The organism is Mesorhizobium sp. M0923 (assembly GCF_040319365.1).
Classification (GTDB): Bacteria; Pseudomonadota; Alphaproteobacteria; order Rhizobiales; family Rhizobiaceae; genus Mesorhizobium.
In genome coordinates, this window is the sequence record NZ_JAMYNW010000002.1 from 428,108 (window position 1) to 448,286 (window position 20,179).

Genomic DNA, 20,179 nt, shown 5'->3' on the forward strand with positions numbered 1-20,179 from the left:
GGACAAATTCGGGGCAATCCGACCTCTCCCCGAGGGGAGAGGAGATTGGCAGCGCCGGCGCTAGCCTCTTCTCCCCAGCGGGGAGAAGGTGGCCGCGAAGCGGCCGGATGAGGGGACTTGCTTAATCCGGCCCAAACCCCGGCGACGTCGCACTGCCGTCATCCAACTTCGACAGCCATTCGACCAGCGTCGCGCGGTAGCGCGTCAGGCCCTTGTAGTTGGCGAGCTCGTCGGGCAGGTCGCGGATGACGCGGTGCAGGCGCCTTGCCCATTTCGGCTGCGTCACCAGCTCGTCCATCTTGATCAGATAGCAGCGGATCGGGAAGACGATCGCGTTCGAGCGCGGCAGCCGCCAGAAGCTCTGCAGCTCGACGCGCAGATGGACCTTGTCGCCGACATTTTCCGGCGTCACCGTGGCGCGGTCCGGGCCCCATTTGTGGTAGTTTTCCGGGCTGGTGTCGAGGCGCGGATTGATGGTCATCGTCCAGTTCAGCCGGCGTGCCGGCTTGCCCTGCTGGATGTTGGTGAGGAACTTCAGCGCCCGGACGAAGATGCCCTTCTCATGCGCCAGCGGCACCGGCGCGTGCCATTCGAAGAAGTTCATGCCGATGTCGAAATCGAGCGACCAGTCGGCCTGGGTGGTGACCATGCCGGCATCCATCCACAGATTGCCGTCGCGCTGGTCGAGGATGCAGAAATCGCCCTGGCTCTGACGCGTGATGTACTCCATTGGCCCATAGGGCAGCGTCGAGACGTCGCCGAAGGTGAAGCTGTCGTCGATGCCGAGCGGGCGGTTGATCCAGCGCCAGCGGTCGCCGTCGCGCGTCAGCGTGAAATGCTCGGGATAGCCGGAAGCCTGCTGCTCCATCAGCAGTTCGAGCAGGTCCCAGCCGGCCAGCGTCATGTGCGGCAGCGACTGGCAGCGCAGCGGGTCTTCGGCGAGCACCAAAGCACGGTCCTGCATTTCGGCGACATAGTGCTCGTCGACGTCGATCAAATTCTCCAGCACGCTGCCCTTCGGCCCGACGACATGCGGCTCGATATTGACCGCATACATGTAGCTGTCTTCATGGAACGGGAATGGAAACCGCCTGATGTGCTCCGGGCTGTTCCGGAAGGTGAAGTCGTCGCGAAAGGTTTCCTTGCGAAAGGTAATGCCCAAGCTCGCCTCCTATCTTTCCAGCACCAGCGACCTGCCCTCGAAGCGCGACACGCAGGGCATGATCTTGCAGCCCGAACGGTGGTCTTCCTCGCTCAGCCAGTGGTCGTTGTGGATGAATTTGCCGTCATGCGAGATGACGTTGGTCTCGCACTGGCCGCAGACGCCGCCGCGGCAGAGATAGGGCGGATCGACGCCGGCCGCCTCGATCGCCTCGAGCAGGCTCTGCTGCTCGTCGACGCGGATCGTCTTGCCGCTGACCGCCAGCGTCACGTCGAAGGGCGCACCCGGCTGCGGTGCCGCGAAATGCTCGAAATGCACGGTCTGGGGAGGCCAGCCTAGAGCGGCGGCGCGGTCACGCACCCAGCCGATCATGCCGGACGGGCCACAGACATAGAGATGGGTGCCGAGCGGCTGCGACGACAGCAGCCGGTCGAGCTCGATGCGCTCGTCGCGATCGTCGTGATAGAGCCTGACCCGGCGCTCGTAGCGCTCTCTCAGCAGATCGGCATAGGTGCCGAGCGAAGCGGTGCGGCAGGTGTAGTGCAACTCGAAATTGCCGCCCTCCGCCGCCAGCTGCGCGGTCTGCGCCATGAACGGGGTGATGCCGATGCCACCGGCCAGCATCAGATGCTTCCTGGCGCGCAGATCGAGCGAGAACAGGTTGACGGGGTAGCTGACCACCATCTCCGTGCCCGGCCTGACCTGCCGGTGCATGAACAGCGAGCCGCCGCGGCCGGCCTCGTCGCGGCGAACCGAGATGGTGTATTCGCGGGTGTCGAGCGGCGAGCCCATCAACGAATAGGGATTGAGCCTGGTCCGCTCGCCATCGCGCATCTCGACGACGACATGGGCGCCGCCGGAAAAGGTCGGCAAGAGCTCGCCGTCGCGCCTGCGGAAGTGAAAGCGCGTCACCAGCTCGTTGACCGGAACGACATCGCTGACGATGACGTCGAGCTTGGTGGTGCCGGTGCTCATCGAAAGACCTCCTCCGTCGGAGGAATTTCACTGCGGTCCTCGGCATTGATGCAGACGCCCTGGAAAGCGGCGAGGCGTCGTGAATAGTGGTCGCGAACCAGAAGCAAGAGGCCGCAATGCGAACAGGTCGCCGGCTGCGTCGTCACGTTCTCGGTGATGCCCTTGCAGTGGACGCACTGCATGCGGCGCGCCAGCGAGCCGCGATGCTCGGTCTGGATCGAGATGTGGTCGATGCCGGCTTCGAGCGCCGCCTGCATGGCCTGGCCGATCAGCCCTTCGGTGCCGGCAAGGTAGAGCCTGAGTCCCATATGCGCGTTTGCCAGCGTCTGCTTCAGCCGCGGCAAAGCGCTGGCAAAGGAATGGCCGAGGTAGAACTGCGCCGGCTTCAGCGCTTCGAGCACATCGGCATATTTGCTGTCGCGGCCGGGAATGAAAATGATGTGGGCGCCGCCGAAGAAGTCCGCCGGTGCCTTGGCGGCCAGATCGGCAATCGCCAGCGCTCCCTCTGCATCCGCTATGAAAAGATGATGCTTGCCGGGCTGCGGAGACAGGGTCCCATAGACCGGCCGGCTGATGATGCTTTTCGCTGCCATACCCGCAGTATGCCTCAGCCTTTCGCCGTGCGCTTGGTCTTCTTCGGATCGTCGAACGGAAGCGGCTCGGCGGTTGCGCTGATGGCGCCGCTCTTGTTGCGGATCTCGAGCCTGGTGCCTTGTACCGCGCAGTCGACGTCGAGCCGGGCGATGCCCATCGATTTTTTGACCAGCGGCGAATACATGGCGCAGGTCACCACGCCGACTTTTTTGCCGTCGCAATAGACTGGCGCGCCCTCGTCGGCCGGCTCCTTGCCTTCGAGCAGCACGCCGAAGATCTTGAAGCGCTCCTTGCCCTTGAGGCGATAATGCTCCTCGGCGCCGCGAAAGCCTGTCTTGCCGGGGCTGACGGTGAAATCGAGGCCGAGCTCCCACAGCGTGTCGCCGGGGCCTTCGTTCTCGAACGGGTATTTCTGCGAATTGTCGTAGGGGTAAAACAGCAGGTAGCTCTCGACGCGCAGCATGTCGAGCGTGGTGAAGCGGCACGGGATGATGCCGGCGCTCTTGCCCTCGTCGAGGATCCTGTCCCAGATCGTGCCGGCGTCCTGGCCACGGCAGAAGATCTCGTAGCCGCGCTCGCCGGTGTAGCCAGTGCGCGAGATCATCACCGGCAAGCCGAACAGCTGCGTCTGCATGTGATGGAAATAGTTGAGGTCGCGAATGCCCGGCACATGCTTTGCCAGATAGTCGACGGCGGTCGGGCCTTGCAGCGAAAGGTCGTGCAGATTGTCATCGAAGCGCAGCGACACGTCACGACCGACCGAAGCGCGCTGCAGCTCTTCATGGCCGGTGCCCGAGCCATGCACCACCATCCAGGAATTCGGGCCGGTGCGGTAGAGGATGCAGTCGTCGGTGAACTTGCCGGCCTCGTTCAGCATGCAGGCATAGGCCGACTTGCCGGGATAGATCTTTTCGACGTCGCGCGTCGTCGCCAGGTCGATCAGGTGCGAGGCGTGCGGCCCGGTGATGTGGACCTTCTTCAAGCCGGACACGTCCATCAGGCCGGCCTTGGTGCGGATGGCGATATACTCTTCGTCGGCGTCCTTGTCGTAGGTCCACGCGGTGCCCATGCCGCTCCAGTCTTCGAGCTTCGAGCCGAGCGCGCGATGGCGGTCCGCAAGGGCCGAAAATCTCCAGGATGCCGTCATCCGCTGGTCCTCCGTTCGAAAAAACTTCTTGCTTTCCCCTGCTCCCTGGCGGGAGCGTTGCCCGAATATTGATCGCAAACGCCGAGAGCCTGCAATACCCGCAAGCAAATAATTTCATTGTCAGGCAAAATCCGGCTGGTCAAACAAACAGTTAACGTTGCGTAAAATCGTCTTGACAATTGCGGAGTTCGGCTAGAAGTTATGAAAAAAATTTCACTCTCTTGAAAGAGAGCGATGGAGGGGAACCGATGTCCGACATGCAGCAGCGCATTGAAGCCCTGTACCGTTCCGACCTTCGTGGATCGGTGCTCCTGATCGTCTGTCTGTGGGCGACGATCCTCTTCGTCCTCTTCATGACATGGCCGTACATCCCCGACGCAGGCATCAAGCTAGTCGTCGCGGTCGCTGCCGCCGCGGTGCTGATCTTCAACACGGCCGCCATCCTGGCGATGGTCAACCACTACAAGGAAGACAAGGACTTCATCTACGGCCTCGACATCAAGAATGCCGACGCTTACCGCAACCGCAAGTCCTGAGGGGGAGACGCATGGCCCGCTACACACCGCCCGAACAGAGCAAGGCCGGACAGGTTTTCGATATCGCCGTCGTCGTGGTCGCGATTTTTGTCGCGCTGTGGCTGCCGCTGAAACTGGGGCTGGCAGGGGCGGCAAAATCCATCGACGCGCTCGACGCCAAGACGTGGGAAGCGCTCGGCCAGAACCCGACCATGGCCTCGATCTGGGAAAAGCTCGGCTACACGCCGGAAACCGCGCACGACATCATCCAGAACCGGTTCCACTACATCATCGACTGGCCGACGCTGATCATCATGGCCGCAGTGCTGATCGGCTATTTCATCTTTCTGTTCCGCGCATCGGACCGCGAATACCGCGACGTCATCAACGAAAAGTTCGGCGATAAATAAACCGGGGAAGCATCGTCATGTGGGTGGCACTCTCTTACGCATGCTGGGGCATCTCGATCGTGCTCGCGCTGTGGATGCTCTACGACTGGTTCAAGATCGACACGACCTTTTCCGAAGACGTGCTGACCTCGTCCAGGGAAGGCGAACTTGAAGCCGTGTCCGAAAAACACCGGATCTGAGTGGGGGATTGAACGATGACGGTCACGCTTGAACCGGCAGTGCAAGTGCAAGGCGACAGGGTTTCACTGCTCAGGGTGCTCGGCCCGGCCCATGTCTGGGCACTCGGCGTCGGCATCGTTCTGGTCGGAGAATTCACCGGCTGGAATTTCGCGGCGGACAAGGGCGGCGCGCTGGCGGCACTGATCGTCTGCTGGATCGTCGGCCTGCTCTACACCTCGGTCGCCATGATCGATTCCGAAGTCACCTCAACGGTTGCCGCCGCCGGCGGCCAATATGCGCAGGCAAAGCACATTGTCGGGCCGCTAATGGCCTTCAACGTCGCGCTGTTCCTGGTCTTTGCCTACACCATGCTCGAAGTGTCGGACGCTATCCTGCTCGGCGACACGATCGTCGCCAAGGCCGGCGTCGAAGGCCTCAACCACAATTCCTTCATCGCCGCGACCATCGTTGTGCTGGCATGGCTGAACTATCGCGGCGTGCTGATGACGCTCAACGTAAACTTCGTCATCACCGCCATCGCCTATGTCTCGATCGTCATCCTGTTCTTCTCGGTCAGCCCGTGGACGCAAGGCGCCGTGCTCAAGCTGAACGAGCTGGTCACCCCCGGCAACGCCCTGCCCTATGGCTGGATCGGCGTCATCGCCGCCTTCCAGTTCGGCATCTGGTACTATCTCGGCATCGAGGGCACCACGCAGGCGGCCGAGGAAGTGCGTTCCCCGGCGCGCTCGCTGCCTTACGGCACGATGGCCGGCATGATTACGCTTTTGATCGCCGCCGCCATGACCTGGTATGTCTGCGCCTCGCTGATGCCCTGGGAATATCTCGGCATCACTTATTATCCGCTTTGGGACGCGGGTAAGCTGACCGGCAGCCCGCTGCTGGAGAATCTGTTGTTCATCGCGACGCTGCTTGCTGCACTTGCTTCGGCCAATGGCTGCATCAACGACGCCGCGCGCGCCTGGTTCTCGCTCGGCCGCGACCGCTATCTGCCGACCTGGTTCTCGGCGGTGCATCCGAAATACCGCACGCCCTATCGCTCGATCCTGTTCCTGCTGCCGATCGCGCTGGCCTTTGCCTTCATCGCCGACCTCAACCAGGCGATCACCTTCTCGATCCTGTCGGGCGTGCTGCAATACACCTTCATGAGCATCAACATCATCATGTTCAGGAAGAAGTGGCCGCTCGGCTCGATCCGCCGCGGCTACACCCATCCGTTCCATCCGCTGCCGGCGATCGTACTGTTCTGCCTTTGCGTGGTCACCTTCTTTGCGATCTTCCTCGGCTTCGGCTCGCAGCTGATCGCCATGGTCGCCTTCTACTTCCTGATCTCGCTGTGGTTCCATTTCTACCGCTACAGATTCGTGCGCCGCGGTGCCCAGTTCACCATGCCGTGGCCGAAACCACAGGGGTACTGACAGGAGTAGGCTCATCCCAGAACGCAGGGCAATCGCACATGGGCAAGCGCCCCCTCACCCGGACTGCCAACCGAATTGCGAAGGGCAATTCGGGGCAATCCGACCTCTCCCCGGGGGGAGAGGGGTCGCCAGCGTTGACGCCAGCCTCTTCTCCCCAGCGGGGAGAAGGTGGCCGCGAAGCGGCCGGATGAGGGGGACTCCATACGCAATAGCCCTGCTCCAAAACGGGGCGGGCATTTGCGTGACGAGGTGCGTTAGGTGATCTCAGCATTGCTCGCCGGGGCGGTTGCCCTGGCTCTCGTCCTCCATTTCGCCTGGCTTGCGCGGGCCAACCGCACCAAGGCCTTGGCCGCACTTGCCGCCGACGAAGCCGGTGTCAGTGCTGTCATCCCCGACGCGGCCAACGTCTCGGACGGCACTGCCGGTATCGTGACCTTCGCCGGCTCGTGGAACGGCCGCCGGGTACAGGTACGGACCATCGTCGACACGCTGGCGATCAGGAAGCTGCCGGCGCGCTGGCTGAGCGTTTCAATCAACGAAAAAGTCGCGGTGCCAGGCACTTTCGACATGATGATGCGGCCAGGATCGCCGACGACTTTTTCCAATTTCGATCATCTCGACCATACACTGCCGAAGGCGGCGGGATTTCCAGCCGAAGCGGTGCTGCGGAGCGACCGCAAGGGCGTGCGCTTCCCTGACGCCATTATCGCCGACCACCTCGATGTCTTTGTCGAGGGGCGCGCCAAGGAATTGCTGATCACGCCGAACGGCGTGCGCATCGTCTGGCTGCTGGCCGAGGCCGAGCGGGCGCGCTATGGCGTGTTCCGGCAAGCCGAATTCGGCACGGTCAGGCTCGATCCGGCGCTGGTCGAGAGGCTGCTGTCGTCGGCGTCGGCACTGCGCGATGCCATCAATCAAAGCGAACGGCAAGCGGCATGAGCAGCCAGAGCACCACCTCCCCCGCGCCACCGAACCCGTATCTGGTTCTCGGCGCCGCGATCGTCTTGCCGGCGAGCGGGCATGTCGTGCTAGGCGTGCCGGTGCGCGGCCTGCAGTTCCTGTTTTTCATGGTGATCCTGGCCTGGGTCACCGCCAAGATCGCGCCGCCGGATGCCAGCTTCATCGGCCGGCATGCCGGCGGCTTCCTGATCTATGCCCTGTCGATCCTGGATGCCTACAAGATCGCCCGCGTCCGCCATGCCAAATGGGTTCACAATGGCGGCAAGCGCAGCGATAGTGCGGCCGGCAGCGCCTGAGCCGATATATAACGACAGGAAAATTTTTTTCATACTAATTGAATTCCCGGGACTCATTCGATACATCTCCAAGGGAACAAATCTCGGAGCCTGACATGTGCGGAATCGTCGGACTGTTTTTGAAGGACAAGTCGCTTGAGCCCCAGCTTGGCGCGATGCTGTCGGAGATGCTGATCTCGCTCAGCGATCGCGGTCCCGACAGCGCCGGCATCGCCATCTATGGCGCGTCTTCCAATGAAGCCAAGATCACCATCCAGTCGGCCAAGCCGGAGCGCGATTTCCGCGGCCTCGACGCCGACCTCGCCAAGGCGATCGGCGCGCCGGTGAGCTTGGCTGCGAAGTCGACGCATGCGGTGGTCAGGACGACGCCTGCCAAGATCGACGAAGCGCGCGAGGCGATCCAGGCGCTGCGCCCCGACATCCGCATCATGGGCGCCGGCGACGTCGTCGAGATCTACAAGGAAGTCGGCTTGCCGGAAGCGGTCGTCGATCGGTTCGGCGTCCGCGAGATGACCGGCACGCACGGCATCGGCCATACCCGCATGGCGACCGAATCGGCGGTGACGACGATGGGCGCGCATCCGTTCTCGACCGGCGCCGACCAGTGCCTGGTGCATAATGGCTCGCTGTCCAACCACAACAATGTCCGCCGCGAGCTGATCCGCGAAGGCATGACATTCGAGACCGAGAACGACACCGAAGTCGCGGCCGCCTATCTCTCCTCGCAGATGGCGCATGGCAAGAACCTCGGCGAGGCGCTGGAAGGCACGCTGAGCGACCTCGACGGCTTCTTCACCTTCGTCGTCGGCACCAAGAACGGCTTCGGCGTGGTGCGCGATCCGATCGCCTGCAAGCCCGCCGTGATGGCCGAAACCGACCAGTATGTCGCCTTCGGCTCGGAATATCGTGCGCTGACCAAACTGCCCGGCATAGACAATGCGAAGGTCTGGGAACCCGAGCCCGCAACCGTCTATTTCTGGGAGCATTGATATTATGCCGGCAATTAACCTCTCCAAGGCCGCGCGCGAGCCGGGCCAGGCATCGAGGGTCTTCGACCTGGCCGAAATGTCGCTGCGCGAGCTCAACCAGGCGCTGCACGATCTGGCTCCCGGTTCGAACGAGACCGCTTGGGAGGTACTGCATCCGCGCGGCAGCCATTCGGTCGCCGTCGGCGTCGACCAGCCGGTCGCCATCGATGTCCGCGGCAGCGTCGGCTATTATTGCGGCGGCATGAACGACGGCGGCACCATCACCGTGCATGGTTCGGCCGGGCCCGGCGTTGGCGAAAACATGATGTCCGGCCAGATCGTCGTCAAAGGCGATGCCAGCCAGTATGCCGGCGCCACCGGCCGGGGCGGGCTGCTGGTCATCGAAGGCAATGCGTCGTCGCGCTGCGGAATTTCGATGAAAGGCATCGACATCGTCGTCCACGGCAATATCGGCCACATGTCGGCCTTCATGGCGCAATCCGGCAACCTCGTGGTGCTGGGCGATGCCGGCGATGCGCTCGGCGATTCCATCTACGAGGCGCGGCTCTTCGTGCGCGGCAAGGTCGAAAGCCTCGGCGCCGACTGCATCGCCAAGGAGATGCGGCCCGAACACCTGGAATTGCTGCAAAACCTGCTCGACCGTGCCGGCGTGACCGGCGTCAAGGCGGCGGAGTTCAAGCGCTACGGTTCGGCGCGCACGCTTTACAATTTCAATATCGACAACGCCGATGCGTATTGAGGCAGCATGACCTATCGCAACCCGCCGACGACGCCGCGCAAATCCGCGACCTTCGACGACTATACGCTTTCCGAGATCCGCCGCGCCGCGGCGACCGGCATCTATGATATCAGGGGCGCCGGCGCCAAGCGCAAGCTTCCGCATTTCGACGACCTTCTGTTCCTCGGCGCTTCGATCTCGCGCTATCCGCTCGAAGGCTATCGCGAGCGCTGCGACACCAGCGTCGTGCTCGGTTCGCGCTATGCGAAGAAACCGATCGAGCTGAAGATCCCGATCACCATTGCTGGCATGAGCTTCGGCTCGCTGTCCGGTCCGGCCAAGGAAGCGCTCGGCCGCGGCGCGACGCTGTCCGGCACCTCGACCACCACCGGCGACGGCGGCATGACCGAGGAAGAGCGCGGCCATTCGAAGACGCTGGTTTACCAGTACCTGCCGTCGCGCTACGGCATGAACCCGCGCGATCTGCGCCGCGCCGATGCGATCGAGGTGGTCGTCGGCCAGGGCGCCAAGCCCGGGGGCGGCGGCATGCTGCTCGGCCAGAAGATTTCCGACCGCGTTGCCGAAATGCGCACGCTGCCGAAAGGCATCGACCAGCGCTCGGCCTCGCGCCACCCCGACTGGACCGGGCCGGACGACCTCGAGATCAAGATCCTCGAACTGCGCGAAATCACCGATTGGGCAAAGCCGATCTACGTCAAGGTCGGCGGCGCGCGGCCCTATTATGATACCGCGCTTGCCGTGAAATCGGGCGCCGATGTCGTCGTCGTCGACGGCATGCAGGGCGGCACGGCGGCAACCCAGGAAGTGTTCATCGAAAATGTCGGCCAGCCGACGCTTGCCTGCATCAGGCCGGCTGTGCAGGCGCTGCAGGATCTCGGCATGCACCGCAAGGTGCAGCTGATCGTCTCCGGCGGCATACGCAACGGCGCCGACGTCGCCAAGGCGCTGGCGCTCGGCGTCGACGCGGTGTCGATCGGCACGGCAGCGCTTGTCGCGCTCGGCGACAATGACCCGCGCTGGGAAGCGGAATACAACGAGCTCGGCACCACCGCCGGCGCCTATGACGACTGGCATGAGGGACGCGACCCGGCCGGCATCACCACGCAGGATCCCGAGCTAATGAAACGGGTCGATCCGATTGCGGCCGGACGACGGCTGGCGAACTATCTTAAGGTAATGACACTTGAGGCTCAGACAATCGCCCGCGCCTGCGGCAAGAACAGCCTGCACAATCTCGAGCCCGAGGATCTTGTCGCCTTGACGATCGAAGCCGCCGCCATGGCCGGCGTGCCGCTGACCGGCACCAACTGGATACCGGGCAAGAACGGCTTCTAAGACAAACCAAAATGCCAGTAAGCGAGGAATTATAATGGGGAACGATCTCGCCGCCTTCGCCAAGGAGAAGGGCGTCAAATATTTCATGATATCCTACACCGACCTGTTCGGCGGGCAGCGTGCCAAGCTGGTGCCGTCGCAGGCGATCGCCGACATGCAGCGGGACGGCGCCGGCTTTGCCGGCTTTGCTACCTGGCTCGACCTGACGCCGGCGCATCCCGACATGCTGGCCGTGCCGGATCCGGATTCGGTGATCCAGTTGCCGTGGAAGCCCGAAGTCGCCTGGGTCGCCGCCAACTGCATGATGGACGACAAATCGGTCGAGCAGGCGCCGCGCAACACGCTGAAGCGGCTGATCGCCGAGGCCGCCGGCGACGGCATGCACATCAAGACCGGCGTCGAGGCCGAGTTCTTCCTGATCTCGCCGGACGGCAAGACGATTTCCGACGAATACGACACGGCGTCGAAGCCCTGCTACGACCAGCAGGCGGTGATGCGCCGCTACGACGTCATCGCCGAGATCTGCGACCATATGCTGGCGCTCGGCTGGGGCGCCTACCAGAACGACCATGAGGACGCCAACGGCCAGTTCGAGATGAACTGGGCCTTCGACGATGCTCTGGCGACCGCCGACAAGCATTCCTTCTTCAAATTCATGGTGAAATCCGTTGCGGAAAAGCACGGCCTGCGCGCGACCTTCATGCCGAAGCCGTTCCAGGGCCTGACCGGCAATGGCTGCCATGCCCACATCTCGGTTTGGGACAGGGACGGCAAGACCAATGTCTTTGCCGATAATGCGATGGAACTCGGCCTGTCGGCCAAGGGCAGGAATTTCCTCGGCGGCATCATGAAACATGCTTCCGCGCTTGCCGCCATCACCAACCCGACGGTCAATTCCTACAAGCGCATCAACGCACCGCGCACCATCTCCGGCGCCACCTGGGCGCCGAACACCGTGACCTGGACCGGCAACAACCGCACCCACATGGTGCGCGTGCCCGGCCCCGGCCGCTTCGAACTGCGCCTGCCCGACGGCGCGGCAAACCCCTATCTGCTGCAGGCCGTGATCATCGCCGCCGGGCTCGACGGTGTCCGCTCGAAGGCCGATCCCGGCCGGCGCTACGACATCGACATGTACCAGTTCGGCCATACGGTCGAAGGGGCGCCGAAGCTGCCGCTCAACCTGCTCGACGCATTGCGCGAGTTCGACAACGACAAATCGCTCAAGGCGGCGCTGGGTGAGGAATTCTCGTCGGCCTATCTAAAGCTCAAGCAACAGGAATGGAATTCCTATGCTTCCCACTTCACCCAGTGGGAGCGCGACCACACGCTCGACATCTGATCCGGAATTGTTGCACGCCCGGCGCGAAACAGGTTCATGAAATACTCGATCTTCTCCCTCGCCCGGGCGGCATTTTCCGGCCACAAGAACTGGCAGCGCACCTGGCGCGACGCCAGCCCGAAGAGCCACTACGACGTGGTGATCATCGGCGGCGGCGGCCATGGACTGGCGACGGCATGGTTCCTCGCCAGCGAGTACGGCATCAGGAATGTCGCGGTGCTGGAAAAAGGCTGGATCGGCTCCGGCAATGCCGGCCGCAACACCACCATCATCCGCTCCAATTACGGGCTGCCCGGCAATACCGGCTTCTACGAGCTTTCGATGAAGCTGTGGGAACGTATGGAGCAGGACCTCAACTACAACACCATGGTCAGCCAGCGCGGCGTCATCAATCTCTACCATTCCGACGCGCAGCGCGACGCCTACGCACGGCGCGGCAACACCATGCGCATCAACGGCATCGATGCCGAACTGCTCGATCTGGCGGCGGTCAGGAAGATGATGCCGTTCCTGAACTTCGACAATGCGCGCTTTCCGGTGCAGGGCGGGCTTTTGCAGCGACGCGGCGGCACGGCACGCCACGACGCCGTGGTCTGGGGCTATGCGCATGCGGCGAGCGCGCTCGGCGTCGACATCATCCAGAATTGCGAGGTGACCGGCTTTGTCCGCGACGGCAACGGCAAGGTGACCGGCGTCGAGACGAGCCGCGGCAAGATCGGTGCGGCCAAGGTCGGCATGGCGGTCGCCGGCTCCTCGTCGCGCGTCGCGGCGATGGCCGGCATGCGGCTGCCGATCGAAAGCCATGTGCTGCAGGCCTTCGTCTCGGAGGCGATCAAGCCGCTGATCCCCAATGTCATGACCTTCGGCGCCGGCCATTTCTACGTCAGCCAATCCGACAAGGGCGGCCTGGTCTTCGGCGGCGACATCGACGGCTACAATTCCTACTCCCAGCGCGGCAATCTGCCTGTCATGGAGGACGTCTGCGAGGGCGGCATGGCGCTGATGCCGATGATCGGCCGCGTGCGGCTGCTGCGCCAGTGGGGCGGCATCATGGACATGTCGATGGACGGCTCGCCGATCATCGACAAGACGCCGGTCGACGGGCTCTATCTCAATGCCGGCTGGTGCTATGGCGGCTTCAAGGCGACGCCCGGCTCCGGCTTGATCTTTGCCCATCTTCTGGCGCGCGACGAGCCGCACAAGGAGGCGGCGCGCTTCCGCCTCGACCGCTTCCGGCGAGGTGCGATGATCGACGAAAAGGGCCAGGGCGCCCAACCGAACCTGCATTGAAGGCTGGCTGAAGAGCATGCGCATTGTCTGTCCCTTCTGCGGCGAACGCGAACTCGGCGAGTTCACCTATCTGGGCGACGCCAGGCCGGTGCGTCCGGCGGCCGGCTCCTCCGAAGACGAGGTCTTCGACTATGTCTATCTGCGCGACAATGTCGCCGGGCCGATGAGCGAATACTGGTATCATGGCGGCGGCTGCCGGGCCTGGCTGAAGGTCGCCCGCAACACGCTGACGCACGAGATTTCGTCGGTCGAGCCGGCTGCGGGCGTTGGCGCCGCCAAGGTGGGCGCCTGATGGTTGGCCCTGCGCAGAGACACCGGCTGGAGAGCGGCGGTCTCATCGATCGCGCCGCGCCGCTGAGCTTCCGCTTCGACGGCAAGAGCTTTGCCGGCTTCCAAGGCGACACGCTGGCCTCGGCGCTGATTGCCAATGGCGTCAAGTTGATCGGCCGATCGTTCAAATACCATCGCCCGCGCGGCATCCTGACCGCCGGGTCGGAGGAGCCCAACGCGCTGGTCGAACTGCGCAGCGGAGCGCGGCGCGAGCCGAACACCAAGGCGACCACGGCCGAACTTTACGACGGGCTCGAGGCCGCCAGCCAGAACCGCTGGCCGTCGCTGCGCCACGATCTGATGGCGGTCAACCAGCTGTTTGCGCCGATCTTCGTCGCCGGCTTCTACTACAAGACCTTCATGTGGCCGGCGAAATTCTGGGAAGCGGTCTACGAACCGGCGATCCGCCGAGCCGCCGGTCTCGGCCGCGCCGCCGGCGTCGCCGATCCCGACCATTACGACAAGGCGTGGGCGCATTGCGACGTGCTGATCGCCGGCTCCGGCCCGGCCGGGCTCGCGGCGGCATTGGCGGCCGGGCGCAGCGGCGCCCGTGTCATCCTGTGCGAGGAAGATTTTGCGTTCGGCGGCCGTCTGCTTGCCGACGGCGGCACCATCGACAGCCTGCCGGCGGCCGAATGGATTTCGCGCACGCTGGCCGAACTCGCAGCACTCCCCGATGTCCGCATCATGAACCGCACGACATTGTTCGGCGTCTATGATGGCGGCACCTATGGCGCGATCGAGCGGGTCAATGACCACCTGCCCTCCCCGCCAGAGCACCAAGTGCGCCAAAGGCTATGGCGGATCGTGGCTAGGCGCTGCGTCGTTGCCGCCGGCGCCATCGAGCGGCCGATCGTGTTTGCCGGCAACGACACGCCCGGCGTGATGATGGCTTCGGCGATGCGGACCTATGTCGCGCGCTACGCGGCAGCGCCGGCAAAGAGGATCGCGCTGTTCACCAACAATGCGGATGGCTGGCGCACGGTCGAGACCGCGCTCGCCGCCGGATTGCAGATCGCGGCGGTCGTCGATGCGCGCCCGGACGTCTCCGCCGCACATCGCGCGCTCGCCGCCAAGGCCGGCTTTCCGGTGCTCAGCGGCTCGGTCAACGGGGTCGAAGGCGGCAAGGCCGGCGTCCGGAAAATCGCGATCTCGCTGACCGGCGGCGCACGTGCGGAAGTCGAAGCCGACGGGCTTGCCGTCTCCGGCGGCTGGAATCCGGCGGTCGGGCTGACCTCCTACCATCGCGGCCGGCCGAAATGGCAGGACGACATCGCAGCCTTCGTCCCGGACGGTGCGCCTCCGGGCATGATGGCCGCAGGCGCCGCCAACGGCGCCTTCGGGTTGGGCGACTGCCTGCGCCAGGGCTTTGCCGCAGGAGCGGCGGCAGCACAGAGGGCCGGGCGCAGCGGCAATGCCGGCACATCGCCGGTTGCCGACAGCGAGGCGTTTTCGCTAACGCCGCTCTGGCATGTCGCCGGCAAAGGGAAAGCCTTCGTCGATTACCAGCATGACGTGACCGCGTCCGACATCGAACTGGCGCAGCGCGAAGGCTTCGAGTCGATCGAGCATCTGAAGCGCTATACGACGCTCGGCATGGCCACCGACCAGGGCAAGACCTCGAACGTCGCCGGCCTCGCCCTCATGGCTGCGTTGTCAGGCAAATCCATTCCCGAGACCGGCACGACGATCTACCGCCCGCCCTATGTGCCGGTCGCTATCGGCGCCTTCGCCGGCCATCATCGCGACGAGAATTTTCATGCGACACGGTTGACGCCGTCGCATCACTGGGCAGCCGAACAAGGCGCGGTGTTCGTCGACACCGGCCTGTGGAAGCGCGCGCAATGGTACCCGCGCGCCGGCGAAAAGGACTGGCTGGAATCGGTCACCCGCGAGGTCAAGGCGGTGCGCTCCGGCGTCGGCTTCTGCGACGTCTCGACGCTCGGCAAGATCGACGTGCACGGTCCGGATGCCGGCGCCTTCCTCGACCGCGTCTACATCAACACCTTTTCCAATCTTGCCGTCGGCAAAGCCCGCTACGGGCTGATGCTGCGTGAGGACGGCATCGTCTATGACGACGGCACCACATCGCGGTTGGCCGAGGACCATTATTTCCTGACCACCACGACCGCCAAGGCCGGGCTGGTGATGCAGCATCTCGAATTCTGCCGCCAGGTGCTATTTCCTGAGTTCGACGTGCAGCTCACCTCCGTCTCCGACCAGTGGGCGCAATTCTCGATCGCCGGGCCGAAGACCCGGGACCTGCTCCGGGAAATCGTCGATCCGGCCGAGGATCTGTCGAATGAGGGTTTTCCGTTCATGGGCGCGCGCGAGGTATCGCTTCGCGGCGGCACCAGGGCGCGGCTGTTCCGCATCTCGTTCTCCGGCGAGATGGCCTTCGAGATTTCGGTTCCCGCCCGCTACGGCGACGCGCTGGTGCGCAATTTGATGCTGGCCGGGAAGCCATTCGGCGTTACGCCCTACGGCACCGAGGCGCTCGGCGTCATGCGCATCGAAAAGGGCCATGTCGCCGGGCCGGAGCTGAACGGCACGACGACGGCCGCCGACCTCGGCCTCGGCAAGATGATGTCGACCAAGAAGGATTTCATTGGCCGCGTCATGGCCGGGCGCGAGGCGCTGGTCGCGCCGGACCGGCAGGTCGTCGTCGGGATCAAGCCGGTCGACAAGACGCGCCGCCTGCGTTCCGGCGCGCATATTATCCCGAAGGGCGAGACGCCCGGTCCCGCCAACGACCAGGGCTACGTCACCTCGGTCTGCTTCTCGCCGGTGCTCGACCAGTGGATCGGGCTTGGCCTGGTCGAGCGCGGCCGCGAGCGCATCGGCGAGATCGTCCATGCGCATGACCCGCTGCGCGGCGAGGACTACGATGTCGAGCTGTGCAGCCCCGTCTTCTACGATCCGGATGGAGGGCGCCAGCGTGGTTGAGTTGTCCTGGATTGCCCGCAGTCCGCTGGAGAAAGCGCTCGTCGTCGGCGCCCATGGCGCGCGCGGCACCGAGGCCGGCGTTTGGCTGACGGAAATCCGCAATTTCGACCTGATCCAGGTGATGGCGCGGCGCGGCAAAACGGCGGAGCTGGCAAAAGCTGCCCAGGCCCGTTTCGACGTTGCCGCACCGGAAACGCCCAAGGCGGTCCAAGTTCCCGACGCTACGCTGATCTGGTCGGGACCGGATCAGTTCCTCGTCCTGTCGAAAGGCGCCAAGCACGCGATCGAACCGCTGAGCCAGGCGTTCTCGCAATCCGCCTCGCTGTCGGACCAGTCGCATGCCCGCCTCCTGATCAGCGTTTCGGGAGAAAAGGCGCGCGCGATGTTGGCCAAACTGTCGTCGTTAGACCTGCACCCGGCGGCGTTCCCGGCCGGCACCGCTGCCGCGACATCGATCGACCATACCAGCGTCAATCTATGGCGCGGCCATGACCGGCCGGATAGGCAGGCGGTGTTCAATCTCCTGGTGTTCGCGACGTTTGCCGAAAGCCTGTGGCACACGATGCTCGATGCCGCCGCGGAGTATGGCGTCGACATCGGGCATTCCGAGGAATTGGGATAGCCTTGGCGCGTCTTCCCTTCTCCCCTTGTGGGGTCCGAAGGACGGGACGAGACCCGTGGCTCGCCCCAGGGCGGTGGATCGGCGCGCAGCGCCGAGACGGATGAGGGGTGTTCCAGCGGAGTGAGAGGCTGGCGTTCCCTGGAACACCCCTCATCCGTCGCCTTCGGCGACACCTTCTCCCCCAAGGGGAGAAGGGGGAGCTTGTGCCACCTTCACCTTGCCAACTCCGGCTCTTCTGCCCTATTCTTCCCGCTAAAATAATTTCACGCACAGGCAAACTTGTTTCTCGAAACCAGGGTTGAGATGAGCCAGTCGCCCTACCCCGTAATCGCCGCCGGACCGCCCCGGCCGAGCCTGATCCTGCGGCCAGGCCAGATCGCGCTGCCGGCCGGGATGGAGCGCTATTCGGTTCAGGGCAATGGCGCGGTGCTGATCGAGGTCGAGGCCAGCGACAACATCACTGTGCGCAATGTCGAGGGCGGGCAGGCCTGCGAGCTGCTGGTATGGGACAGCACCGGCGTAACCGATCCCGGTATTCTCGGCGTAAAATCGAACAGCAATGCCGCCGGCATCAAGGCGCTGCTGGCCGATAGCGACGATAGCCTCGCTTCCTTACGCCGAGGCCTCGAACGTCGCCAGGTACAGCTAGATCAGGCAAAGGCGGTCCGCGTCTTCGGCGGCTCCACCCCTGCCGGCACCGAACAGAGCTTTGCGATCGCCCGCGACGGCTCGATGCTCGTCGCTGCCCCCGGCGGTCCGATGCTGGTCGACGGCCACGATACCGCAACGCCGCTCAGCGTCATCCTGCGCCGCGCCACGATCCGTCCAGCTGCGAAGTCGCGGCTTGCCGACCCGCTGGCCGATCCGGTGCTCGATCTGCGCGTCCATTCGGCGACGGCGGAAGCCTATTTCGTCAAAGCCGGCGACTATCTGCAGATCATCGATGTCGACGGGCGCCAATGCACCGACTTCCAGTGCTTTTCGGCGCGCAAGCTGGACAAGGGCCGCGATCATCCGCTCGACGTGACGACGACGCGCACGCTGATGGGTTCGAGCTATCCGATGCCCGGGCTGCACTCGAAATATTATGACCAGGACATGGAGCCGCTGGTCGAGGTGGTGCAGGACACTTGCGGCCGGCACGATGCATTCGCGCTCGCCTGCGCGGCCAAATATTACGACGACATCGGCTATCCCGGCCATCCCAACTGCTCGGAGAATTTCAACCGCGCGCTGGCCGACAAGGGTGTGACGCCCCGCGCCGGCTGGATGGCGATCAACTTCTTCTTCAACACGGCCATCGACGCGCATGGCGTCGTCGTTTCCGATGAGCCGTGGTCGCGGCCGGGCGACTATGTGCTGCTGCGGGCGCTCACGGATATCGTCTGCGTCTCGTCCGCCTGCCCCGACGATACGACGCCGGCCAATGGCTGGAACCCGACCGACATCCATGTGCGGACCTATTCCGGCCAGCACAAATTCTCGCGAGCGATCGCCAGACGCATGACGCCCGATTCGGAACCGAAAATGACCCGCGAGACCGCCTTTCATTCAAGCTTTGCCAAGCACACCCGCAACTTCGTTGAGTACAAGGGTTATTGGCTGGCCAATTCCTTCGCCAGGCAAGGCCCGATCGACGAATACTGGGCCTGCCGGCAGGATGCCGTGATCATGGACCTGTCGCCGCTGCGCAAGTTCGAGATCACCGGCCCGGATTCGGAAGCGCTGCTGCAATACACGCTGACCCGCGACATCGGGAAGCTCGGCGTCGGCCAGGTCGTCTATTCCGCCATGTGCTACGAGCATGGCGGCATGATCGACGACGGCACGCTGCTTCGGCTCGGCAAGGATAATTTCCGCTGGGTTGGCGGCGACGATCTGTCCGGCGAATGGCTGCGCGAAATGGCGACGAAACTCGGCCTTACCGTGCTGGTGCGTTCATCGACCGACCAGATGCACAATGTCGCCGTGCAGGGACCGAAAAGCCGCGACATTCTCAGGCAGATCATCTGGACCTCGCCGCTGCAGCCGTTGATCGACGAGCTCGAGTGGTTCCGCTTTGCCGTCGCCCGCATCGGCGGCGGCAACGGCATTCCCGTCGTTGTCTCGCGCACCGGCTACACCGGCGAGCTCGGCTACGAGATCTGGTGCCATCCGCGCGACGCGGAAAAGGTGTTCGACGCCATCTGGGAGGCCGGCCAGCCGCACGGCCTGAAGCCGATGGGGCTGCAAGCGCTCGACATGGTGCGCATCGAGGCCGGGCTGATCTTTGCCGGCTACGAGTTCTCCGACCAGACCGACCCCTTCGAGGCCGGCATCGGCTTCACCGTGCCGCTAAAGACCAAGACCGACGATTTCATCGGCCGCGAGGCGCTGATCCGCCGCAAGGAAAACCCCCAGAAGAAGCTGGTCGGCCTCGACATCGACGCCAATGTCGCGGTCGGCCACGGCGATTGCGTGCATGTCGGCCGCGCCCAGGTCGGCGTCGTCACCTCCGGCATGCGTTCGCCGGTGCTGAACAAGAATATCGCGCTGGCCAGGCTCGACGTCGCGCATTCGGCGATTGGCACCGAGGTCGAGATCGGCAAGCTCGACGGCCACAGCAAGCGGCTGCCGGCGCGCGTCGTCGCCATTGCCCACTACGATCCGCAGAAGACCAGGCCGCGCTCCTGATCGACGCTGCCTGGTTCTTCCCTTCTCCCCTTGTGGACCTGTTGCGCAGTCATGAGCAAAAGCTTGCGGCGGCGGGGTTGCGGCGGTTGTTCGCTTTGCGGGGGATTTGACGTCTTGTTTGGGGTTTCAGGCGGTCGTCCGACCCTGTATGGGCGGACTCAGGCGCACCTATCCCGCGATAGCGGCCCATCGGCGCATGTTGAAGGCGATCGCCGCCATCGTCACCTGGGCGGTCGCCTTGGCCAGCCCGACATAGCGG

General features: G+C 64.1%; 19 protein-coding genes. 15 read left to right on the forward strand and 4 right to left on the reverse strand.

The genetic code is table 11. The features are described from left to right. Window positions 1-121: 121 nt before the first annotated feature. From NKH89_RS05845 to NKH89_RS05860, 4 genes are read right to left on the reverse strand one after another with little or no spacing between them, the layout of a single operon-like run. Window positions 122-1,162 (reverse strand): heme-dependent oxidative N-demethylase family protein, encoded by a 1,041-nt coding sequence (locus tag NKH89_RS05845; RefSeq protein WP_352484115.1) that lies wholly within the window; start codon window positions 1,160-1,162, stop codon window positions 122-124. A 9-nt stretch (window positions 1,163-1,171) separates the two neighbouring features. Further along, window positions 1,172-2,137, reverse strand: a complete 966-nt coding sequence (locus tag NKH89_RS05850) for a PDR/VanB family oxidoreductase (RefSeq protein WP_352484116.1) — start codon at window positions 2,135-2,137, stop codon at window positions 1,172-1,174. Beyond that, window positions 2,134-2,730 carry a dimethylamine monooxygenase subunit DmmA family protein gene (locus tag NKH89_RS05855; RefSeq protein WP_352908487.1) on the reverse strand — a complete coding sequence of 199 codons (597 nt, stop codon included), beginning with the start codon at window positions 2,728-2,730 and terminating at the stop codon, window positions 2,134-2,136. The genes NKH89_RS05850 and NKH89_RS05855 overlap by 4 nt, the downstream gene beginning before the upstream one ends. A gap of 14 nt (window positions 2,731-2,744) precedes the next feature. Further along, complete coding sequence (locus NKH89_RS05860; RefSeq protein ID WP_352908488.1) at window positions 2,745-3,878, reverse strand: aminomethyl transferase family protein; 1,134 nt, start codon at window positions 3,876-3,878, stop codon at window positions 2,745-2,747. 248 nt (window positions 3,879-4,126) lie between these two features. On the opposite strand from NKH89_RS05860, the gene NKH89_RS05865 reads away from it, so the two are divergent. The 15 genes from NKH89_RS05865 to NKH89_RS05935 all read left to right on the forward strand — a co-directional run bounded on the left by NKH89_RS05865 (window position 4,127) and on the right by NKH89_RS05935 (window position 19,920). Next, a complete protein-coding gene (locus tag NKH89_RS05865; protein WP_023716771.1) occupies window positions 4,127-4,414 on the forward strand; it encodes a hypothetical protein in 288 nt (95 codons plus the stop codon). A gap of 11 nt (window positions 4,415-4,425) precedes the next feature. Continuing rightward, entirely contained in the window at window positions 4,426-4,803 is a 378-nt protein-coding gene (locus tag NKH89_RS05870; protein WP_292653876.1) for a hypothetical protein, read from the forward strand. Between the two features lie 17 nt (window positions 4,804-4,820). Continuing rightward, entirely contained in the window at window positions 4,821-4,982 is a 162-nt protein-coding gene (locus tag NKH89_RS05875) for a hypothetical protein (protein WP_023716769.1), read from the forward strand. Window positions 4,983-4,997: 15 nt separating this feature from the next. Beyond that, window positions 4,998-6,398, forward strand: a complete 1,401-nt coding sequence (locus tag NKH89_RS05880; RefSeq protein ID WP_031193329.1) for an APC family permease — start codon at window positions 4,998-5,000, stop codon at window positions 6,396-6,398. A 258-nt stretch (window positions 6,399-6,656) separates the two neighbouring features. Beyond that, on the forward strand, window positions 6,657-7,337 hold the full coding sequence (locus NKH89_RS05885; RefSeq protein ID WP_352908489.1) for a hypothetical protein: 681 nt from the start codon (window positions 6,657-6,659) through the stop codon (window positions 7,335-7,337). After that, entirely contained in the window at window positions 7,334-7,654 is a 321-nt protein-coding gene (locus NKH89_RS05890) for a hypothetical protein (protein ID WP_352484121.1), read from the forward strand. Before NKH89_RS05885 ends, NKH89_RS05890 begins: the two co-directional genes overlap by 4 nt. Before the next feature lie 95 nt (window positions 7,655-7,749). Continuing rightward, window positions 7,750-8,643, forward strand: coding sequence for a class II glutamine amidotransferase (locus NKH89_RS05895; protein ID WP_023716765.1), 894 nt, complete (start codon window positions 7,750-7,752; stop codon window positions 8,641-8,643). A 4-nt stretch (window positions 8,644-8,647) separates the two neighbouring features. Next, a complete protein-coding gene (locus NKH89_RS05900) occupies window positions 8,648-9,382 on the forward strand; it encodes a GltB/FmdC/FwdC-like GXGXG domain-containing protein (protein ID WP_023716764.1) in 735 nt (244 codons plus the stop codon). A gap of 6 nt (window positions 9,383-9,388) precedes the next feature. Continuing rightward, a complete protein-coding gene (locus NKH89_RS05905; RefSeq protein WP_352908490.1) occupies window positions 9,389-10,717 on the forward strand; it encodes an FMN-binding glutamate synthase family protein in 1,329 nt (442 codons plus the stop codon). Between the two features lie 34 nt (window positions 10,718-10,751). Next, the gene (glnT, locus tag NKH89_RS05910; RefSeq protein WP_023716762.1) at window positions 10,752-12,059 is read left to right on the forward strand and encodes a type III glutamate--ammonia ligase; all 1,308 of its coding nucleotides are present in this window, start codon (window positions 10,752-10,754) and stop codon (window positions 12,057-12,059) included. Between the two features lie 36 nt (window positions 12,060-12,095). Beyond that, a complete protein-coding gene (locus tag NKH89_RS05915) occupies window positions 12,096-13,349 on the forward strand; it encodes a sarcosine oxidase subunit beta family protein (protein WP_352908491.1) in 1,254 nt (417 codons plus the stop codon). Window positions 13,350-13,365: 16 nt separating this feature from the next. Next, window positions 13,366-13,641 carry a sarcosine oxidase subunit delta gene (locus tag NKH89_RS05920; protein WP_023716760.1) on the forward strand — a complete coding sequence of 92 codons (276 nt, stop codon included), beginning with the start codon at window positions 13,366-13,368 and terminating at the stop codon, window positions 13,639-13,641. Continuing rightward, window positions 13,641-16,625, forward strand: a complete 2,985-nt coding sequence (locus NKH89_RS05925) for a sarcosine oxidase subunit alpha (RefSeq protein WP_352493979.1) — start codon at window positions 13,641-13,643, stop codon at window positions 16,623-16,625. Before NKH89_RS05920 ends, NKH89_RS05925 begins: the two co-directional genes overlap by 1 nt. After that, entirely contained in the window at window positions 16,618-17,247 is a 630-nt protein-coding gene (locus tag NKH89_RS05930; protein ID WP_352493978.1) for a sarcosine oxidase subunit gamma, read from the forward strand. The genes NKH89_RS05925 and NKH89_RS05930 overlap by 8 nt, the downstream gene beginning before the upstream one ends. A gap of 303 nt (window positions 17,248-17,550) precedes the next feature. Continuing rightward, window positions 17,551-19,920, forward strand: coding sequence for a trimethylamine N-oxide demethylase (locus tag NKH89_RS05935; protein ID WP_352908492.1), 2,370 nt, complete (start codon window positions 17,551-17,553; stop codon window positions 19,918-19,920). Window positions 19,921-20,179 lie beyond the last annotated feature (259 nt).